We start from the raw sequence: 16,355 nt of genomic DNA, 5'->3' as shown, positions 1-16,355 counted from the left end.
AGAGGAACCTGTGACCGGCCCGGGCGCTGGCTGTGACGTACGACGGCCCGGCCGGTGCCACCCCGAGTTGCCCCCGCGGCCGACCCCTGCGGTAAGGTCGTCCTCGCTTCCGGGCCGGTCGTCAGGCCGGGTCATGCCGGGGGCATCGGGCTGTGGCGCAGCTTGGTAGCGCACTTGACTGGGGGTCAAGGGGTCGCAGGTTCAAATCCTGTCAGCCCGACCGATGCACCGCCCCTGACCTGCAGAGATGCAGGTCAGGGGCGTTCTGCAATTTGACCCCCACCCCCCAGATGACGCACTTATTCACCATTTATTCGCTGCGTCCCGGCCTGGGCCGCATGGCACAAACGCCGTCATGTGGGGTCGTGACTCAGCGCGGCGATCCCTCGTCGTGGGCGCTGTCGGCGAGCTCTTGGAGCAGGTCGGAGACGTCCGCAGCGAGGGCGGGCTTGGCGATGTAGAACTCGCGCGTGATGGCAGACGATGAGTGCCCGAGCTGTTTGGATGCCGCTTCGGCGTCCACGCGTTCGGAGATCAGCGTCGCTACGGTCTTGCGCAGGATGTGCGGCGTCACCCACTCCAGGCCAGCCGACTCGCGGACCCGCCGCCAACGCCGTTCCATGTTGACGACCTGGTGCCAGGTGCCGTTGCGCGTGACGAATACGGCGTCGAGGTCGTTTGGATCCTGTTCGCGCTGTCGCCCACGGAGCATGGCGACCGCGAAGCGCGGCAGCGCCAGGGTCCGGACGCCGGAGTCGGTCTTGGGGGAGTCCTTGCGGTAGGTCGCTCGACCCGGTTCGGACTTGATGGTGCCGGTGATCGTCAGGGTGGGGGGTGCCGAGTCGAGGTCAATGTCGGACCACCGGAGTGCCAGGACCTCCCCGATGCGCGCACCGGTGGCGAGCATCAGTTCGAACACGTCGGTCAGGTCGGGGGACTCTCGGGGGCCGGACCTGTCGCTCGTCATGGAATCACGCAGCGCCGCCCTGAGACGGCGGACCTCGCCGAGTGTCAACGCGCGGGTCTCGGTCTTGGGCCGGCGTAGTCGGGATGTCTGGCGGACGGGGTTGACCACCAGGGCGTCGTGTCGGACGGCCATGTCCAGCATGGCGCCAAGCACGACCTTGGCCTTGCGCTGACGGCTCGCGCTCGTGGCGGCCAGGTCGACGATGAAGGCCTCCACCCGGCTGGTCGACAGCTCGCGGAGCCGCAGGTCACCAAGCTGGGGCAGCACCGCTCGGTGTAGCAGGCGCTCGTACTCGTTGATGGTCGTGGCTTCCAGTCGTCCTTCCGACCGGAGGAACGCGAGCCAGAGTGCGGCAAGGTCTCGTAGGGGGAGCTGGTGCGACATGCTCGCGGTGGTGGGCGGAGATCGTCGGACGAGCTTCTCGCGGAGCGCTCGCTCAGCGGCGGCCTTGGTGGTCCCCATGGCGGTTACCTGTCGGGTCATCCCGTCGTCGTCTCGGACACGGGTGCGCGCTCTGAACGCTCCCGGCCGCACCTGCGACGTGTGAAGACTGCCCCAGGTCTGCAGTGGCGTCGGGGGTCTGCCCCGGCCCATCAGGACCCCCTAACGTCGTCCACCTGGCGTCAGCGCGACGCCGCCGGCCAGGTGCGGTGTGCGGCCCCGGGAGGACTCGAGGTCGGCTCCGGCGATCGGCGCCTCGGTGTGAGCGACAATCCACCGGTCGAGCTCTGACCGGCGGTAGCGAAGACACCCGCCGACCTTGACCGCGCAGGGACCGAAGCCCGGACGACGGCTGCGCCAGGTGTAGAGCGTGGCCTTCGTGATGGACAGGTAGCCGGCTGCGTCCTCGATCGCCAGGAGGGGGTCGTCGCCTGGGTCGGTGGGCACTCGCTCGGGTGATGGCATGGTCATGGCTTCTCCTTGTCGGCCGATGCTGCTTCGTGATCTGCAGGTGAGCGGGCTGGTCTCACGGGGACCGAGAGTGCCAGTCCGGCACCCGGCCAGCTCAGACGGCGCCGTCAGCTGTGGACAGGGGGTCCTCTCTGCGCCGTTGTGCGTCATTGCCGTCAGGTGACGGTGTCTCGTGCCGTCCCCTCGTGCTGCACAGCGGGCAGAAGCACGCGCCGAATCCACAGGATCGGCTAGATGCCGGGAGACCGATCACGGTCGGGCGCAGCCTGATGTCCGGAAGACAACCCCACGTGTGCCTGTCTCCGAAGAGCGAGAGGAGCGCCTTGTATGGCCATGCGAGCGTCGCTGACGTCGTCCGCTTTGCCTCTTGCCACCCCGCTGATCAGGCGTAACGTGCCAAGGGCAGCACGGGCCCACTCGGAGGTTCTCGGGATGCCGCGACTCTGGATTCCAGCACTAGCCATCGTTCTGTTGGCCTGCGCGGGTTGCGATGGAACCTCCGAACAGCCCACTGCTTCGGCTCCAAGTCGGGCGGAGTCGTCGACACCCCAGCAGAGCACTCCTGCGCTGCCGGACGAGTTAGCGCCCTACTCAGCTGCCGAGCGGAAGGCGTACGAGGGCGCACGGACGGCGTACGCGAAGTTCACAGCTCGGAACAACCAGTTTTTAGCGCAGGGGCGGACAACCGAACCCGCCAGCAAGTTCTATCGCCGCTACTCGATCAAGTGGGTCGACGCTTGGGCCAACCTGGCCCAGCTGGCAAACAACGACGTGACCATCGCCGGCAAGCCGCGGGAGTTGTGGGTGCGCCCTGCCGACATCTCCGTCGAAGAAAGCGGGGCGGCCTCCGTTCGGATTCGCCGCTGTCTCGACGAGTCCAGCTTGGTTGTGCGCCAAGCCGGCAAGGTGGTGGCGCAGCCTCAGCTTCGTAGGCCGCACGTTTACTCCGTACGAGTTGTCCGTAGGGCCGCCGATGACCACTGGCGCTCAGGGACGGCAAGCCAGGGGCGAACGTGCTGAGCGCGCGTGGGGCGACGGCGTCAATCCTGACTCTTTCGTTGCTCTTCATCGGGCTAGGTGCTGTTGCCGCACCAGCGCTCGCGGGCGGCCGCTGCTCTGGAGATACATCTGCCGTTGGCACCAATGGGGGCAGCGTATGCATCGTCGTGCGCGATCCGGGGTCGTCAGCAAACGGTGGCCGCAGCACATCTACCCCATCGCGCAGTCAAGCGGCTGGCTGCGTCAAGACCGGCGGAGCGCAAGTGCCGTGCTCGTCGCACCTGGGGGTGTGGTCGGGGAGCAACCAGTGCTACGCCGCGCCGTACGACGCTCCGGCGGGTTCGGCCGCTTGGCAGGGGCACTCGACGGGGAGCCTGTCGCTGTGCAGTGCCTGCACGATGTCGGGTCGAGCCAACACGTGTGACGCCCGTGTGCTGTGGTCCGCGCCGGGACAGGTTGTCGTGCCGCCGGATCCGGGCGAGCTCGCTGCGGAGGCGCTCGGGCTGCTGCAGCTGCGGACGGCCGATGTCCGCACGGCGCCGCAGGCGCCCGCTCACAGCTACGTGGGCGTCGAGAACTGGTTGTGGGTGCCCCGCTCGCAGTGGGGCAGTCTGACTAAGACCGTCACTGCGGGGGGTACCCAGGTCACGGTGAGAGCCGCGCCGAGTCGGGTCATGTGGGACACAGGTCCGGCCGTCAAGACGTGTTTCGGTCCGGGCGACGAGTGGCGCACCGGAATGACCGACGCCGCACGCACCACGTGCTCGTACACCTATGACGCGACGTCAGGACATGAATCCGGTGGGGTCTACGTGTTGTCGGCCTCGATCGGCTACGAGGTCACGTGGGTCTGTAGCGGGGCATGCACCAGCGGCTCGGGGAGCCTGGGCCTGGTCGATGCACCCGTGGGCACGGGTGAGCTGCAGGTGCTGCAGCGGCAGACGGTGGTCGTCGGATGACCACCGATGCGCCGCAGAAGACTTCGCCGGACCGGCCCGGACGCAACGGGTCGCGTCCGGGAAGCGTCGTCACCAGCGACCCCGACTCGCGCCATGTGCCCGGCCGCGGGGTGCCACGGGTGCCGCGTCGGTACGGCCAGTGGGCTGGCGCGGTGCTGCTCGTGCTGGTCTCGGTGCTGCTAGCGGGCTGGTTGTGGCAGCAGAAGAGCGACCGGGTCGAGGTGCTGGCGGTGTCCAGGCAGGTGCCGGCTGGTTCGGTGATCGGGAGCGGTGATTTGGCGGTCGTTGAGGTGGCTGGTGTCGGTGGTGCTGTTCCGTCGGCCCGGGTTGGCGAGGTGTTGGGCCGTACGACGGTGGTGGGCCTGGTGCCCGGGCAACTGCTGGACGCCGCGGTGCTGACGTCCGATCCGGTGCCAGCGGCTGGGGAGCGGGTGGTGGGGGTGCAGGTCGATGGCACCCGTGCGCCCGGTGGGCTTGCGGCAGGTGACCGGGTCAGTGTGGTGGCGGTGCCTCCGACGGGCGATGCGAGCTCGCCAAGCGAGCTGGACGACCCCACGACGCTGGCGGCATCGGCGGTCGTGCGGTCCGTCGACGTCGTAGAGGGGGCGGGCAGCCGGATCGCGCTGGTGGTACCGGATGAGGTGGCGGACACGGTCGCGTCGTTCGGTGCAGCTGGCCGGGTCGCGCTGGTCCAGGCGCCGCTGGGTGGTGATGACTGATGTTGGTTGCGCTGTCTTCGGACAAGGGGTCACCTGGTACGACGACGTCGGCCCTCGCGCTGGCGTCGGCTTGGTCGGGGTCGACTCTGTTGGTGGAGTCCGACCTGTTCGGTGGTGATCTCGGGGTGAGGCTGCGGCGACGGCGTGAGGGGGCTCTGCCCGAGGCGCCGACGGTCCTGACCGTTGCGGCGGCGTCGCGCACCAGCAGCGCATCGGACTTGGCGTCGCGGCATGCGCATCAGTTCACCCGCGATCTGGCGGTGGTTCCGGGTCACCTGTGTGCGGAGCAAGCCGCTGGCGGGGTCGATTGGCAGGCGTTGGGCGTGGCTCTAGCTGCGTCGTCGGTCCCGGTGTTCGTGGACCTGGGCCGGGTGCAGGCGGCATCACCGCTGGTGGGTGTGGCGGCGCTGGCCGATCTGGTCGTGGTGGTGGGTCGCGCGTCCCCGGGGTCGGTCGTCCGTCTGCGTGAACGGCTCAACCGCCTCATTCCGGCGGTGGCTTCACATCGCGCCGCCCCGGCCGGTCGGCGAGTGCGGGTCTATCCGCTGCTGGTTTCGTCCGCGCGCCACGGCCGCGCCGATGTGGCTGACGTGTGCCGCGTGCTCGACGACTCCCCAGCGCACCCGTTCCTCGCAGGGGCAGGTTTCGTGGCGTGGGACCCGAAGGCCGTGGCGCGCCTCGAGGCCGGCGAAGATCCGCGGGGCCGGCTGTCTCGGACCGAGCTGATGTGCTCCGCCGATGTGGTGTGGAAGGAGATCGGTGGCCTGGTCAAGCATGCGACCGAAGCGAGTCTCCGCGCAGCCGAGGTGCCAAGTGCCGATGACCGGCGAAGCAGCAAGCAGCGGTCCGTCAGGAGTCTGACGTGAGCGGCTTGGACTACCAGTTGGTGAAGCGGTTGCAGGCCGAGCTCGGTCGGCTCCGTCAGGCCGATCTGCTGCGTCGGCGTGCGGCGAACGTGCCGGCGCTGGTGGGGGAGGACGCGCATCAGCATGGTCGGTCGCTGGTGCAGCGCGTCGTGGGGGACTACGAGTCGCAGGTCGCTGAGCTGGGTCAGGGCGGGCTGGCGTGGAAGACCAGGCAGGACCTGGTCGATGCTCTGGAGGCGCGGCTGTTCGGAGCCGGCAGCCTGCAGCTGTTGCTGGACGACGACCGGGTCGAAAACATTGACATCAACGGCTACAGCAACGTCTTCGTGGAGTACGCCGACGGCACCACCGCCAGGGTGCGACCGGTCGCGGCCTCCAACGAGGAGCTGATCGAGACCGTCCAGACGCTCGCGGCCCACGAAGGTCTATCCGCTCGTGCGTTCGACGTCGCCAACGTCCGGGTCAACCTGCGGCTCCCCGACGGGTCCCGGCTGTACGCGGTCCAGTCGGTCTCGCGGCAGCCGGTGGTCTCGATCCGCAAGCACCGCTACGCCCGAATTACCCTGAGGGATCTGATCGCGCTCGACACCCTGGCCGACGAGCTGGCTGAGTTCCTGTCCGCTGCGGTCACCGCGCGGAAGAACATCATGGTCGCGGGTGGCACCAGCGCTGGAAAGACGACGCTCCTGCGTGCCCTGGCAGCCGAGATCGCGCCCGAGGAACGCATCCTCACCGTGGAGCGCTCCCTCGAGCTCGGCCTGGACGAGGACACCGACGCACACCCGAACGCGATCGCGTTCGAGGAACGCCTGGCCAACGCCGAGTCGGCCGGTGCCGTCACGATGGCCGAACTGGTACGGGACACGCTGCGGATGAACCCCTCGCGGGTGATCGTCGGTGAGGTCCTGGGCGACGAGGTGGTCACCATGCTGAACGCGATGACGCAGGGCAACGACGGATCCCTGTCCACCATTCACGCCAACTCCTCGGCCGACGTGGTCAACAAGGTCGCCACCTACGCCATCCAGGCCCCGGAGCGGCTCCCGTGGGAGGCCACCGTCCGACTCGTCGCCTCGGGTCTCGACTTCATCGTCTTCGTTCGCCGCCGCCGTCACGGCGACTCCCAACAGCGGGTCGTGGAGTCGGTCCGCGAGGTTGCCGGCGTGACCGAGGACGGCCAGCTAGCCACCAACGAGCTGTGGGGGCTCGATGAGGTGGGCCAGGTGCGTCGCCGTCACGGTGTCCAGGCCCGCAGCCAGGACGACCTCCTCGCCGCCGGCTGGAACCCGGCTGACAGCTTCGAAGGCCCCCATAGCTCGGCCGGGTCGGGCGGGTCGGACAGGCGTGGCATCACCGGCGGGGCATGGTCGTGATGACGCCTACCGTGATGCTGGTCGGGTTCATGCTGGCGACCGCCGCTGCCGCTCTTGGTGTAGCGGTGATGCTGCGGCTCGCGCAGGGCCAGCCGGTGCTGCCGCACCGCTCATCGAAGGTACGGAGCGGGGCGACCCGGTGGAGCCGACAGCAGCGGCTGACGCTGCTCGCGGCTTTGGTTGCTGGTCTGGCGGTGGCTGCGTTGACGCGGTGGCCGCTGGCGGCGGTGGCGACCGTGGTGGTGGTGCTGCTGTGGCCGCGCGTGGCGGGCGGGTCCGCGGCGGGCCGGCGTCAGCTCGAGACGATCGAGGCAATCGCGTCGTGGACCGAATCGCTGCGCGACACGGCGGGCGCAGCTGCTGGTCTCGAGCAGGCGCTACCCGCGACGGTGTCGGCAGCCCACCCGCTGCTACGCACCCCGCTGCGTGACCTGGCCGCCCGGTTGGACGGCCGGGTGCCCTTGCCCGAGGCCCTGGCGCGGTTCGCCGCCGACGTCGACGACCCGGCAGCAGACCTCGTGGTGGCGGCACTGACCCTGAACGCCCGCCAGCGCGCTGGCGGCTTGGACCGCATCCTGACCTCGCTGGCAGCCTCGTCCCGGGCGGAGCTGGAGATGCGCCGCAAGGTGGAGCTCGAGCGACGCGCACTGCGCCGCCAGGCCCAACGCATCGCCGGCGCCGTGGCCGGTTTCGCCGCCCTCCAGGCCGTGTTCGCCCGAGACTGGTTGACGCCGTACTCGACCCTGCTCGGTCAGCTGGTGCTTGGGCTGTTGACCGCGGTATTCCTGGGCGCGTTCGTCCGGATGCGGTCGCTGGCTGCCAGCGAACCCGGGCCTCGGTTCCTGACCTCGCCGGAGACCCTGACCGAGATCGCGTCCTACCGACCCGGCTGGTCGACCGGGCCCACGGTGGTGAGGTAGATGGTCGCGTTCATGATCGCCGCCGGGTTCCTCGCCGCTGCGCTGCTGCACGTCTACCGCCTCGCAGTGCCGGCACGCACCGACCTGGCCACGGCGGTCGGGCGGTGGGACCACGCCCGCGCGCGCGCCACCCAGGTGCAGCGCATCGGCACCCCCAGCGACCCCAGCCTGGGCGGTCGGGCCGGGACCTGGCTCGCCGATCAGCTCCGGCGACGTACGCGGGACCTGACCGCACTGCAGCAGGACCTCGTCATCACCGGCACCACCCTCGAGGCCCACCTGACCAAGACCCTCACCCTGGCGGTCGCCGGGCTGTTGGGACCCACGGCGATCGTGGCCGTCTTGAACGCAGCCGACCTCGCCGTACCACTTCAGTTCGGCCCGGCCCTGGGCGTGGCGCTGGCTGCCGCGATGGGTCTGCTGACGACCCGGGAGCTGCGCGAGGGCGCCAAGCAGCGGCGGGCTGATTTCCGGCGTGGCCTGTCGATCTACCTGGACCTGGTCGCGATGTCGATGCAGGCCGGGCGCGGTCACGGCGAGGCGCTACCTGCCGCCGCAGCCATCGGCGCCGGCTGGCCCTTCACTGAGCTTCAAGACGCCATCGAAGGCGCCCGGTTCTCCGGCCTCACGGCGTGGGCCGCACTGGGCGCCCTGGGGCAACGCGTCGGGATGCGCGAGCTGACCGACCTCGACGGAGCCCTCCAGCTGGCCAACGACGACGGCGCCAAGGTCCGCGCCACCCTCGTCGCACGCGCGGAGACCCTTCGTGAGCAGCGCATCGCCGACGCCGAGGCCGCCTCCGCGCAAGCCACCGAGTCCATGAAGTTCGCCCTCATCGTCATGGTCTTCGCCTTCCTGAGCTACGAGCTCTACCCCTCCGTCGCCCGCCTCATGGCCGGGTGATCCCCCGACACCAACCCACAGGAGGACCCCGTGGACCACCTCAACCTCGCCCTGCTCTGGCTGCAGGCACGCTGGGCCACCGCCCGCGACAACCGCGATGAAGCCGGCTTCACCGCCCTCGAATGGCTCGTGGTCGCCCTGGGCGTCATCGCCATCGCCGGCATCGCCGTCGCCGCGGTCAAGGCCTACGTCACAGGCCAGACCAACAAGCTCGGGTCCCCCTAACGCGGCCCGGGATGACACAGCGATGACACTGCGGCGGCACCGACCGCGCGACGAGCAGGGAACCATGGCCATCGAGTTCCTGCTCGTCATCAGCATGCTCGTCGTGGTGTTCCTGCTGATGCTCCAGTACGCCGTGAAGGCACACGCGGAACGTATCGCCACCGCTGCCGCCCACGAGGGCCTCGCCGCCGCCTCCAGCTACGGCGGCACCGGCACCGCCGGGCAGCGCACCGCCCAACAGGCACTAGCGGCCATCGGCCCAGGCCTGAGCTCGGCGCACGTCGTCGCAAGCCGCACCCCGACGACAGCGCAGGTGACCATCACCGGCCAGGTCGACCAGCTCGTGCCGTTCCTCGAGCCCACCGTCCACGTACATGTCGAGGGACCGGTCGAACGCTTTGTCCCCGGTACCAGCGAGCAGGCACCATGACCAGCTGCCTCTGGTACGCGAAGCGCGTCCGCCAACGGCGCCCGTCGGCACACGAACGTCGCAAGTATCGGGGCCGCACGAAGGACGAGCGCGGGTCGATGTCGGTCGAGCTGGTCCTGCTCACCCCAGCGCTGGTCGCGTGCATCCTGCTCATAGCCGCCGGAACCCGCTACGTCGCGGCACGCGGCGAAGCCACCGACGCGGCCTACGCGGCAGCACGAGCCGGATCCCTCACGACCAGCCAGGACGTTGCGTCAGCGGCGGCGCGGACGGCCGCCTACCGGTCGTTAGCCGACGGCGGCCGCTCGTGCACGAACCTCTCGGTGACCGTTCAGGCGGGTGCGTTCCGGCCGGGTGGCCAGATCCGCGCCACCGTCACCTGCACCGCCGACCTCGCCGACCTGACAGGTCTCGGACTGCCCGGGCACCGCGCATTCACGGCCTCGGCCACGGTGCCCCTCGAGCGCTACCGGGAGTTCTCGTGAACACCGCCGATCCGGACCAAACGCCTCGGTTCCCTGCCATGCGGCCGGCGGCTCCTGAACGTCCGGCTTTGTGCCGGCGACAGGGTGTGATGGGGGAGCAGGGCAGCGCATCGATCTGGGCACTGCTGGTGACCGCCACCGCGTTCACCCTGTTGCTTGGTTTGGTCGTCGATGGCGGCAACGTCATCGACGCCCGCCTCGAGTCGTCCCGGGCCGCTGCCCAAGCAGCCCGCTTCGGCGCCGATGCCCTCTCACAACCAGATCTGCGCAGCGGCCGCGACCAGGTCGATGCCGCACGAGCCTCCGCGCAGGCCAACTCCTACCTCGCCGCGGCCGGCCTGCAGGGACGCACCAGCGTCCAGGGACAGACCGTGACCGTCACCGTCGTCGGCCGCTCACCCACCCAGATCCTCGGCGTCATCGGCATCGGCTCCTTCCCCGTCCGCGAGACGAGCACCGCGCGCGCCATCACCGAGCAGGGGGCTCCATGAACACCCGAGACTCTCGTCGACCAGGCCCGGTACCAGTCATTCGCGCCGCGCTCGCGCTGCTGCTAACGCTCGCGCTGACTGCCGGGGTACCGATCCTGCTGCTCGGCACGGTCGGCAGCCCGTTCCCGGGCACGTGGATCTGGGGAACACCGGTCACGAACCAAGCCCTGCTCGGTCTGGTCGCCATCCTCGCCTGGATCTTCTGGGCCCAGTTCGTCCTCTGCCTGGTGGTCGAGATCGGCGCTGAGATCAGGCTCGCAACCGGTCGCTCCGCTGACTGGCTCAGCCGCCTGCCGGGCACCTTCTCTAGCCAACAAGCCCTGGCCCGCACCCTGGTCCGAGCCGTCGTCGTCGTAGGCCTCGGATCAGCAGCGATCTCCACGGTCGTCATCCCACACGCCGCGCGCGTAGACACGCACGTCACGGCGCAGACCGACGAGCACTTCGCCGCGACACCCAGCCAGGGCGCTACCACCGTTCCGGCGGACTCGGAGGCGCTCCGTGACAGGGCTTCGTCGTCACCCCAGGGGCGCACGCGCCACGTGACCGTCGTCAAGGGTGACTCGCTATGGACGCTGGCCGAGCGTCACCTGGGCTCGGGGCAGGACTGGCGCAACATCGCCGAGCTCAACCGCGGACGCACCATGACCGACGGTCAGTCGTTCCGCGACAGCGCCGCGCTGCAACCCGGCTGGAGCCTGCTGCTGCCCGCCGGACATGAAGCGTCTGCTGGTTCGCAGATTGCAGACGAGGTCGTCGTCGAACCCGGCGACACCCTCTGGTCCCTCTCCGAGAACGCCTACGGCGACGGCGACCGATGGGACCAGATCTACCGCGCCAACCGCGACCACATCGACGACCCCGACCTCATCTACCCCGGCCAAGAGCTCGACGTCCCGCATGTAGAGGAGAAGCCACCGACGTCGTCCCGGCACGAATCGTCGCCCGAGCGATCCGACCCACCTAGGCCTGTCCCAAGCGACTCAGACAAACGCTCCGGCGCGCCCACGGCACTCCCTGGCAGCGCCCCCGAGGCCGGCGCCAGGTCGCAGCCAGACACACGTGCCAGCGCTGATCGCACGATATCGTCAGAGGACGACGCCCCCGATAAGGCCACCATGATGCGCGCCCTAGGCGGAGGGGCGCTCCTGCTCGCCAGCGGACTCTTCACAGCACTTCTCGCCCGCCGGCGTCGCCAGTTCCGCAATCGCAGGTCCGGACGCACCATCACACCGACCCCACCCCACCTGAGGCCCACCGAGCACGCCGTCCGAGCCCGCGGTTCCTCAGGCGGAGAAGCGGCAGACTTCCTCGATCAAGCCTTACGCGACCTCGCCGCACGCGCCCGACGAGGCGAGTGCCAGCTGCCCGAGGTAGCAGCAGCGAGGCTGTCCGACTCCTCCCTGGAGCTGGTTGCCACCGACGACACCGAGCCGCCCTCACCTTGGCAACCAGGGGAGCGGGCCAATCGGTGGCGCCTCGACAGGAACACCGATCTGGAACCGACCGACGCCATGGCGCCCTATCCGACCCTGGTCGCCGTCGGCCTAGACGACGCAGGCGGGACGTGGCTCGTCGACCTAGAGGCAGCCGGCATCGTCCAGCTGGTCGGCGACGAAGCCAGCAGCCGCGGGATGTTGCGATTCATGGCGGCCGAGCTCGCGACCAACGCGTGGTCCGACAGCGTCGACGTACTGGTCGACGCAGTAGGTCGCGACCTCGTGCCCATCAACCCCAACCGCCTCGAACACACACCCCAGATCGACCTCCGCCGATTGGCCAAGACAGCCCGCCGAGTAAACGAAGCCGCAGAAGCCACCGGCCTTAACGTCCTAACGGGACGCGCCGACGGCCGCGGGGGAGACACCTGGCTACCCACCGTGCTGCTCACCGATGGGCAGAACGGCGACGAGGTCGCGGCCAAAAACAACCTCAAAAGTGTCGACGAGCTTCGCGACGAACTCAGTCGAGACAGCCGGCGCAACACCGTGGCGTTCGTCAGTAGCACCGCTCGACCACTACCCGCGGCCGTTGTCCTCACCATCGACGCAGTCGGACACCTCAACACCCCATGGTCGCCCCCGCTGAGGCCCAATGCCCTCAGCGCGACCGAAGGGGCATCCCTCGGCCAACTCTTCGCTTCCGCCGACGACGGAGACGACACCGACGAACCCATGCCAGACGCAGCCACCGGGACCACGCCCGCAGCGGAACTAAGCGACGCGGCAGGCGCCGTACGACACGACCTGACCGGACCGCGGGGTGGTGAGACGACTACGGCCAGCTCGCTGCTCCCCATGGCGGACCACTTCTACACCGACCAAGCCGCCACCACCCCGGAGGACCTCGACGCCCTCGCGCCCACCGTGCCACCCGAAATCGCCCACGAGATCCTCGCCCTCGACCCCGCACTAGACGCCGATCTCGAGGAATGGCACAGCACCCGTGCGGCCCGTCCGCGTCTCCGCCTCCTGGGCCCTATCGAGCTGCGCGTCAACGGCGAGCGGCCACACGACGTACAACGCAGACTCGCCTACTACACCGAGCTCGCCACGTACTTAGTGATGCGGCCTCATGGCTCGACGCCAGCGCAGATGGCCGAAGCATTCGACATCCAGACCAACACCCTGCACAGCCGCATCAACATGCTCCGGAAATGGCTCGGCACCCACGGGACCACAGGCGACTGGTTCCTCCCAGAATCGACGCTGTCGCCTGCCGCCCGGGCACGAGGCGTCCCCGTCTACCAACTGACCGACGTGGTCTGCGACGCAGACCTCTTCAGGAGACTTCGCACCCGTGGACACTCACGAGGTGAACGCGGAATCGAGGATCTCGGCCTTGCACTGGAGCTAGTCGACGGGCCGCCCTTCGACCAGCAGCGAGCCGGAGGCTACGGCTGGCTCGCCGAGACGCCCCACGACCACTACCTCAACGCAGCCATCGTCGACGTAGCCCACCTCGTCGCGACTCACGCCTTGGCCGCTGGGCAACCCGAGCGCGCAGCTTGGGCCGCGGGGGTAGGAACCTCCGCGGTCCCGTCTGACGACAAACCACGACTGGACCTTGCCCGGGCGCTCAGGGAGAGTCCACACGAGAGTGAGGAGCATGCACGCACGGTCGACGCGATCATCAACCGAACCGACGACGACAGTCCGCCTCCCGCAATTGGGAGGCGAACAAAGACGTTGATCGGCAGGCAGTTCGCCGACCAGCGCCGTGCGGAATAGGACTTCTGAGCTGGCCCGTTCGGAATCGGGGCTGCGGCCTCGGCGCCGGGAAAGATTCATCGGTGTCATGCGTCCGACAGGCGGCGACGAGAGAGAGGTGTCGGTTCACAAGCCTCACTGGCTCGCAGCGCCATGCAGCCCGTCAGGTACGCAATCGCGTAGTAGCGACGGCCCTTGTGCTCTTCCTGCCGCTAGAACGCCTGCAACTGGTTCCTGTCCAGCCCGAAGGTGTCGCGGGGAGCGTTGATTAGGCGGGGACGGCGGGCCATCGCACCACCCAACCCTCGTGGCAGGCGGACCGGTAGAAGCCACGCACGGGGGTCATCGCCGTATAGACGCTTGGGATGGCCTGTCCGCAATCGACCAGGAGCTGCTGTACGAATCGCTCGACGTTCACTCGCCGCGCCCCACCTAGGTCGAGTCCCTGGTCCTCGCACCAGCCGAGATAGCGACGTAGCTGGAAGGTGTAGATATCGCGGGTGTGGCCGGCGTAAGGGCAGAGGTGGGTGTGTCTCGAACGGCGACAAGGGTTGTCAGTTCAGTCATGCCGGCCGTGTAGCCGCAGCGGGCACGACAAGGCAGCGGGGTAGACCAGTGCCGCCGCATCGCGGACAGTCGTGACGCCAAGGTCGCCCGGACTGCACTCTTGCTGCACCTCACGCCATCGATGAGGTCTCACTAACCTCGGGAGTCCAGATGTCGTTTCGCGCTCTAGTCGTCGCAGGCGTAGCCGGTCTTGTCGGCGCGGCGGTGCTTCCCGCAGCGCCCGCGTCGGCCCACGACCCGGACTCTCGAAGCTGCGTCACCCAGCATGGGTGGAGCCACGTCAAGCGGGGGATGAAGAAGAAGACGGTGCACGCGATCTTTGACACGCGCGGCACGTTCTCTGACGGCCACGCAGGGGGCTACACCCGCCGATACCGGCCGTGTAATTGGAACGGGGGGACTGACGTGCGGCTGTACGTGGGCTTCAGCGGAGAGACCAACAGGGTTGTCGAGAAGCGGCTCGTCTAGTCGGGCGGCTCTACGATCCTGCCATGCGCTATTGGTCGTGTGTTCTGACCACAGCCCTGCTGGCGCTCACTGGATGCGCTTCTGATCCTGAGGGAACGGGCAATAAGTTCGAGGAGGCGCCCCAGATAGCGGAGTCGCTGGGCTGCACCGGCTCCGACATGGAAGTCGCACCGAACGTGGCCCCATCGAAGTTCGCGGCACAGACTGTGCGATGTAACGCTCGTGGCGACATCGGGTACGTGACCGTCGACTATTTCGAGGACGCCGAATCCCGGGACAAGCACGTCGATCTGGGTGTCAGCCGAGGACAGCTGTTCGTCGTCGGGGAACCGTGGACGGTCAATGTCGACACCGAGAGGCAACTCAAGGCCGTAGTGAAGATAGTTGGCGGCAAGGCCACGATCGACGAGTCAGGCGAGGTCGTCATCCCCTAGGTACGTCATCGCCCGTGGGAGTGCAAATCGCACTAGTCGAAGTTGAGACCCAGGGCAAAACTCGAACGTACGTTCTAACGTGGCGACTATGTCGCGCTAGCCCGTTCCACGTCTGGGTGGAATTGACTGGGAAGTGGGCCCTCCCTGTGCCGGGCGTGCTGCTGGCCTGGAGGCGCACCGACCGCCGTGGCTGGGAGGCGTGGGTCGTCCGAGTCGAGTCGTACTCCACGGGGACGGGCTCCGAGGTGCTCGTGTCGCAATCGTGGGTTCCGACGGCGTTGGTGCGGCCGGCCGACGGGTCGTAGTGGCGCGTTGCCGCACCGTGGGGCGGGCCGTGCGTGCCGTCGAGCTCATTCTGAATTGCGCACCGCGGCCGGCGACACTATGTGAGACGGCAACTATTTCTCGCCTCTCGTCTTCTCGGGGGTGTCGCCCCATACGCGCGTGACCAGGGCAATTGTCCGGTGTGTTGAACGCGGTCAGGCTGTGACGAGAGTTGTCGAAGTGCTCGGCGTGACCGAAGTGAGGCAAACCGCATAAACCACATACTCGTCGGCAAGTACATGGCGATACCGGGTCATGGCACCGCCAGTCGGACCATCCCTAACTTCAGCCAGGTCGGACCGCAGGGGTCCGACAGAGAGTGGAGGAGTCAACAAATGAGCCGTCGAATCCGTGCAGGTTTGCTCGCCGTCGTCGTGGTCGCCTCGGTGGCCGCGGTCCCGGCCGCTGGTGGCGCCGCCGACGCGGGGGGCAAGTCGGGGAACCGCGCCATCCTGAGGGCCATCCTCTGAGGTAGGCCGCTTGATCGACCTGGGGGCGCAGCAATCAGTTGGGAAGGTCGCTGCGCCCCTGGGCATGTGTGAACCATCACGACGCCGCGGTTGGGACGCTCCTCGTTCCACGAGCACCTCGCCCGTACCGTCAACATCGGAGATTTCACCCCCCCTTACGGACTCCGAGGCGGCCGGGGTTGCCCCTCCAGGAATCACTGCAACCCTGGCCGCCGCTCTCCGTCTACTAAGCCCTTGGGTCGCCAGACACGTCGCCCGCGTGCCGAACGGCGCGGGCGCTACTCCACACCTCGAGGTAATCGGCGCGGACCCAGATCCGCTTCCTGTGCCAAACGTGGGGGACCGTCTCGCGCCCTGTGCGTCTCGCCAGAACAAAGCGCGTTCCAGCCCTAGGCGGCAAGCGCGATAACAACTGCGACCACGGCAACGATCGCGTTGATCACAGCCAGCACCAAGCCAGCCACTGCGAGCCGATGGCTGGCCTGTATCGACCGTTCTACCTGGCGCCGCTGAAGTTCCTCCATGTAGTAGCTGGTGCCGACAGTGGTGTTAACTGCGACCTGGTCACGTTCGGCGATCAGTACATCGTCAGGCGTGGCCCGGAGCTCATGGATCTTGCGCACCATGGAAGCAA

Annotated in this window: 16 protein-coding genes and 1 tRNA gene; 14 read left to right on the top strand and 3 right to left on the bottom strand. The window is 68.4% G+C overall.

Annotated features, from left to right (window positions below; all coding sequences use genetic code 11):
• Positions 1–146 precede the first annotated feature (146 nt).
• Positions 147–220, top strand: a tRNA-Pro gene (locus tag EDD33_RS10020).
• Between the two features lie 150 nt (positions 221–370).
• Here the strand turns inward: EDD33_RS10020 and EDD33_RS10015 are convergent.
• Together EDD33_RS10015 and EDD33_RS10010 are read right to left on the bottom strand one after the other, a co-directional pair.
• Complete coding sequence (locus tag EDD33_RS10015) at positions 371–1,429, bottom strand: tyrosine-type recombinase/integrase (protein ID WP_170169777.1); 1,059 nt, start codon at positions 1,427–1,429, stop codon at positions 371–373.
• A gap of 141 nt (positions 1,430–1,570) precedes the next feature.
• On the bottom strand, positions 1,571–1,879 hold the full coding sequence (locus EDD33_RS10010) for a helix-turn-helix transcriptional regulator (protein ID WP_211332501.1): 309 nt from the start codon (positions 1,877–1,879) through the stop codon (positions 1,571–1,573).
• A gap of 1,430 nt (positions 1,880–3,309) precedes the next feature.
• Here EDD33_RS10010 and EDD33_RS10005 point away from each other — a divergent pair.
• The 13 genes from EDD33_RS10005 (at position 3,310) to EDD33_RS20690 (ending at position 15,721) form a co-directional block, all read left to right on the top strand.
• Positions 3,310–3,837: a hypothetical protein gene (locus EDD33_RS10005; protein ID WP_123390560.1), complete on the top strand. Its 528-nt coding sequence runs from the start codon at positions 3,310–3,312 to the stop codon at positions 3,835–3,837.
• Positions 3,834–4,556 (top strand): SAF domain-containing protein, encoded by a 723-nt coding sequence (locus EDD33_RS10000; RefSeq protein WP_148077048.1) that lies wholly within the window; start codon positions 3,834–3,836, stop codon positions 4,554–4,556. Before EDD33_RS10005 ends, EDD33_RS10000 begins: the two co-directional genes overlap by 4 nt.
• A 92-nt stretch (positions 4,557–4,648) precedes the next feature.
• On the top strand, positions 4,649–5,422 hold the full coding sequence (locus tag EDD33_RS09995) for a hypothetical protein (RefSeq protein WP_148077047.1): 774 nt from the start codon (positions 4,649–4,651) through the stop codon (positions 5,420–5,422).
• Complete coding sequence (locus tag EDD33_RS09990; protein WP_123390555.1) at positions 5,419–6,795, top strand: TadA family conjugal transfer-associated ATPase; 1,377 nt, start codon at positions 5,419–5,421, stop codon at positions 6,793–6,795. Before EDD33_RS09995 ends, EDD33_RS09990 begins: the two co-directional genes overlap by 4 nt.
• Positions 6,786–7,715: a type II secretion system F family protein gene (locus tag EDD33_RS09985; protein WP_123390553.1), complete on the top strand. Its 930-nt coding sequence runs from the start codon at positions 6,786–6,788 to the stop codon at positions 7,713–7,715. Before EDD33_RS09990 ends, EDD33_RS09985 begins: the two co-directional genes overlap by 10 nt.
• Positions 7,716–8,618, top strand: coding sequence for a hypothetical protein (locus EDD33_RS09980; RefSeq protein WP_123390551.1), 903 nt, complete (start codon positions 7,716–7,718; stop codon positions 8,616–8,618). It begins immediately after the preceding gene.
• Between the two features lie 30 nt (positions 8,619–8,648).
• Positions 8,649–8,843 carry a hypothetical protein gene (locus EDD33_RS19990; RefSeq protein ID WP_170169776.1) on the top strand — a complete coding sequence of 65 codons (195 nt, stop codon included), beginning with the start codon at positions 8,649–8,651 and terminating at the stop codon, positions 8,841–8,843.
• Between the two features lie 64 nt (positions 8,844–8,907).
• On the top strand, positions 8,908–9,273 hold the full coding sequence (locus EDD33_RS09975) for a pilus assembly protein TadE (RefSeq protein WP_170169775.1): 366 nt from the start codon (positions 8,908–8,910) through the stop codon (positions 9,271–9,273).
• Positions 9,270–9,758 carry a TadE/TadG family type IV pilus assembly protein gene (locus tag EDD33_RS09970; protein WP_123390547.1) on the top strand — a complete coding sequence of 163 codons (489 nt, stop codon included), beginning with the start codon at positions 9,270–9,272 and terminating at the stop codon, positions 9,756–9,758. The genes EDD33_RS09975 and EDD33_RS09970 overlap by 4 nt, the downstream gene beginning before the upstream one ends.
• A complete protein-coding gene (locus EDD33_RS09965) occupies positions 9,755–10,249 on the top strand; it encodes a hypothetical protein (RefSeq protein WP_148077046.1) in 495 nt (164 codons plus the stop codon). The genes EDD33_RS09970 and EDD33_RS09965 overlap by 4 nt, the downstream gene beginning before the upstream one ends.
• Positions 10,246–13,479, top strand: coding sequence for a LysM peptidoglycan-binding domain-containing protein (locus EDD33_RS09960; protein WP_123390543.1), 3,234 nt, complete (start codon positions 10,246–10,248; stop codon positions 13,477–13,479). The genes EDD33_RS09965 and EDD33_RS09960 overlap by 4 nt, the downstream gene beginning before the upstream one ends.
• Before the next feature lie 1,037 nt (positions 13,480–14,516).
• On the top strand, positions 14,517–14,927 hold the full coding sequence (locus tag EDD33_RS09955) for a hypothetical protein (RefSeq protein WP_123390542.1): 411 nt from the start codon (positions 14,517–14,519) through the stop codon (positions 14,925–14,927).
• A 659-nt stretch (positions 14,928–15,586) separates the two neighbouring features.
• Positions 15,587–15,721, top strand: a complete 135-nt coding sequence (locus EDD33_RS20690) for a hypothetical protein (RefSeq protein WP_281274147.1) — start codon at positions 15,587–15,589, stop codon at positions 15,719–15,721.
• A gap of 389 nt (positions 15,722–16,110) precedes the next feature.
• Here EDD33_RS20690 and EDD33_RS09945 read toward each other — a convergent pair whose 3' ends face one another.
• A complete protein-coding gene (locus tag EDD33_RS09945; RefSeq protein ID WP_123390539.1) occupies positions 16,111–16,347 on the bottom strand; it encodes a hypothetical protein in 237 nt (78 codons plus the stop codon).
• Positions 16,348–16,355 lie beyond the last annotated feature (8 nt).

Origin of the sequence: Nocardioides aurantiacus (assembly GCF_003752505.1) — a bacterium.
In the GTDB taxonomy this organism is placed as follows: Bacteria; Actinomycetota; Actinomycetes; order Propionibacteriales; family Nocardioidaceae; genus Marmoricola; species Marmoricola aurantiacus.
The sequence above is the reverse complement of the archived record's forward strand: the minus strand, read 5'-3'. Positions and strand labels throughout refer to the sequence as shown.

What these genes read in the sequence shown, in the direction of transcription:
- EDD33_RS09975 (WP_170169775.1), top strand. Translation starts at nt 8,908, where the DNA reads ATGGCCATCGAGTTCCTGCTCGTCATCAGCATGCTCGTCGTGGTGTTC.
- EDD33_RS20690 (WP_281274147.1), top strand. Translation starts at nt 15,587, where the DNA reads ATGAGCCGTCGAATCCGTGCAGGTTTGCTCGCCGTCGTCGTGGTCGCC.
- EDD33_RS10010 (WP_211332501.1), bottom strand. Translation starts at nt 1,879, where the DNA reads ATGACCATGCCATCACCCGAGCGAGTGCCCACCGACCCAGGCGACGAC.
- EDD33_RS10015 (WP_170169777.1), bottom strand. Translation starts at nt 1,429, where the DNA reads ATGGGGACCACCAAGGCCGCCGCTGAGCGAGCGCTCCGCGAGAAGCTC.
- EDD33_RS10000 (WP_148077048.1), top strand. Translation starts at nt 3,834, where the DNA reads ATGACCACCGATGCGCCGCAGAAGACTTCGCCGGACCGGCCCGGACGC.
- EDD33_RS09985 (WP_123390553.1), top strand. Translation starts at nt 6,786, where the DNA reads ATGGTCGTGATGACGCCTACCGTGATGCTGGTCGGGTTCATGCTGGCG.
- EDD33_RS09980 (WP_123390551.1), top strand. Translation starts at nt 7,716, where the DNA reads ATGGTCGCGTTCATGATCGCCGCCGGGTTCCTCGCCGCTGCGCTGCTG.
- EDD33_RS09945 (WP_123390539.1), bottom strand. Translation starts at nt 16,347, where the DNA reads ATGGTGCGCAAGATCCATGAGCTCCGGGCCACGCCTGACGATGTACTG.
- EDD33_RS09955 (WP_123390542.1), top strand. Translation starts at nt 14,517, where the DNA reads ATGCGCTATTGGTCGTGTGTTCTGACCACAGCCCTGCTGGCGCTCACT.
- EDD33_RS09960 (WP_123390543.1), top strand. Translation starts at nt 10,246, where the DNA reads ATGAACACCCGAGACTCTCGTCGACCAGGCCCGGTACCAGTCATTCGC.
- EDD33_RS09970 (WP_123390547.1), top strand. Translation starts at nt 9,270, where the DNA reads ATGACCAGCTGCCTCTGGTACGCGAAGCGCGTCCGCCAACGGCGCCCG.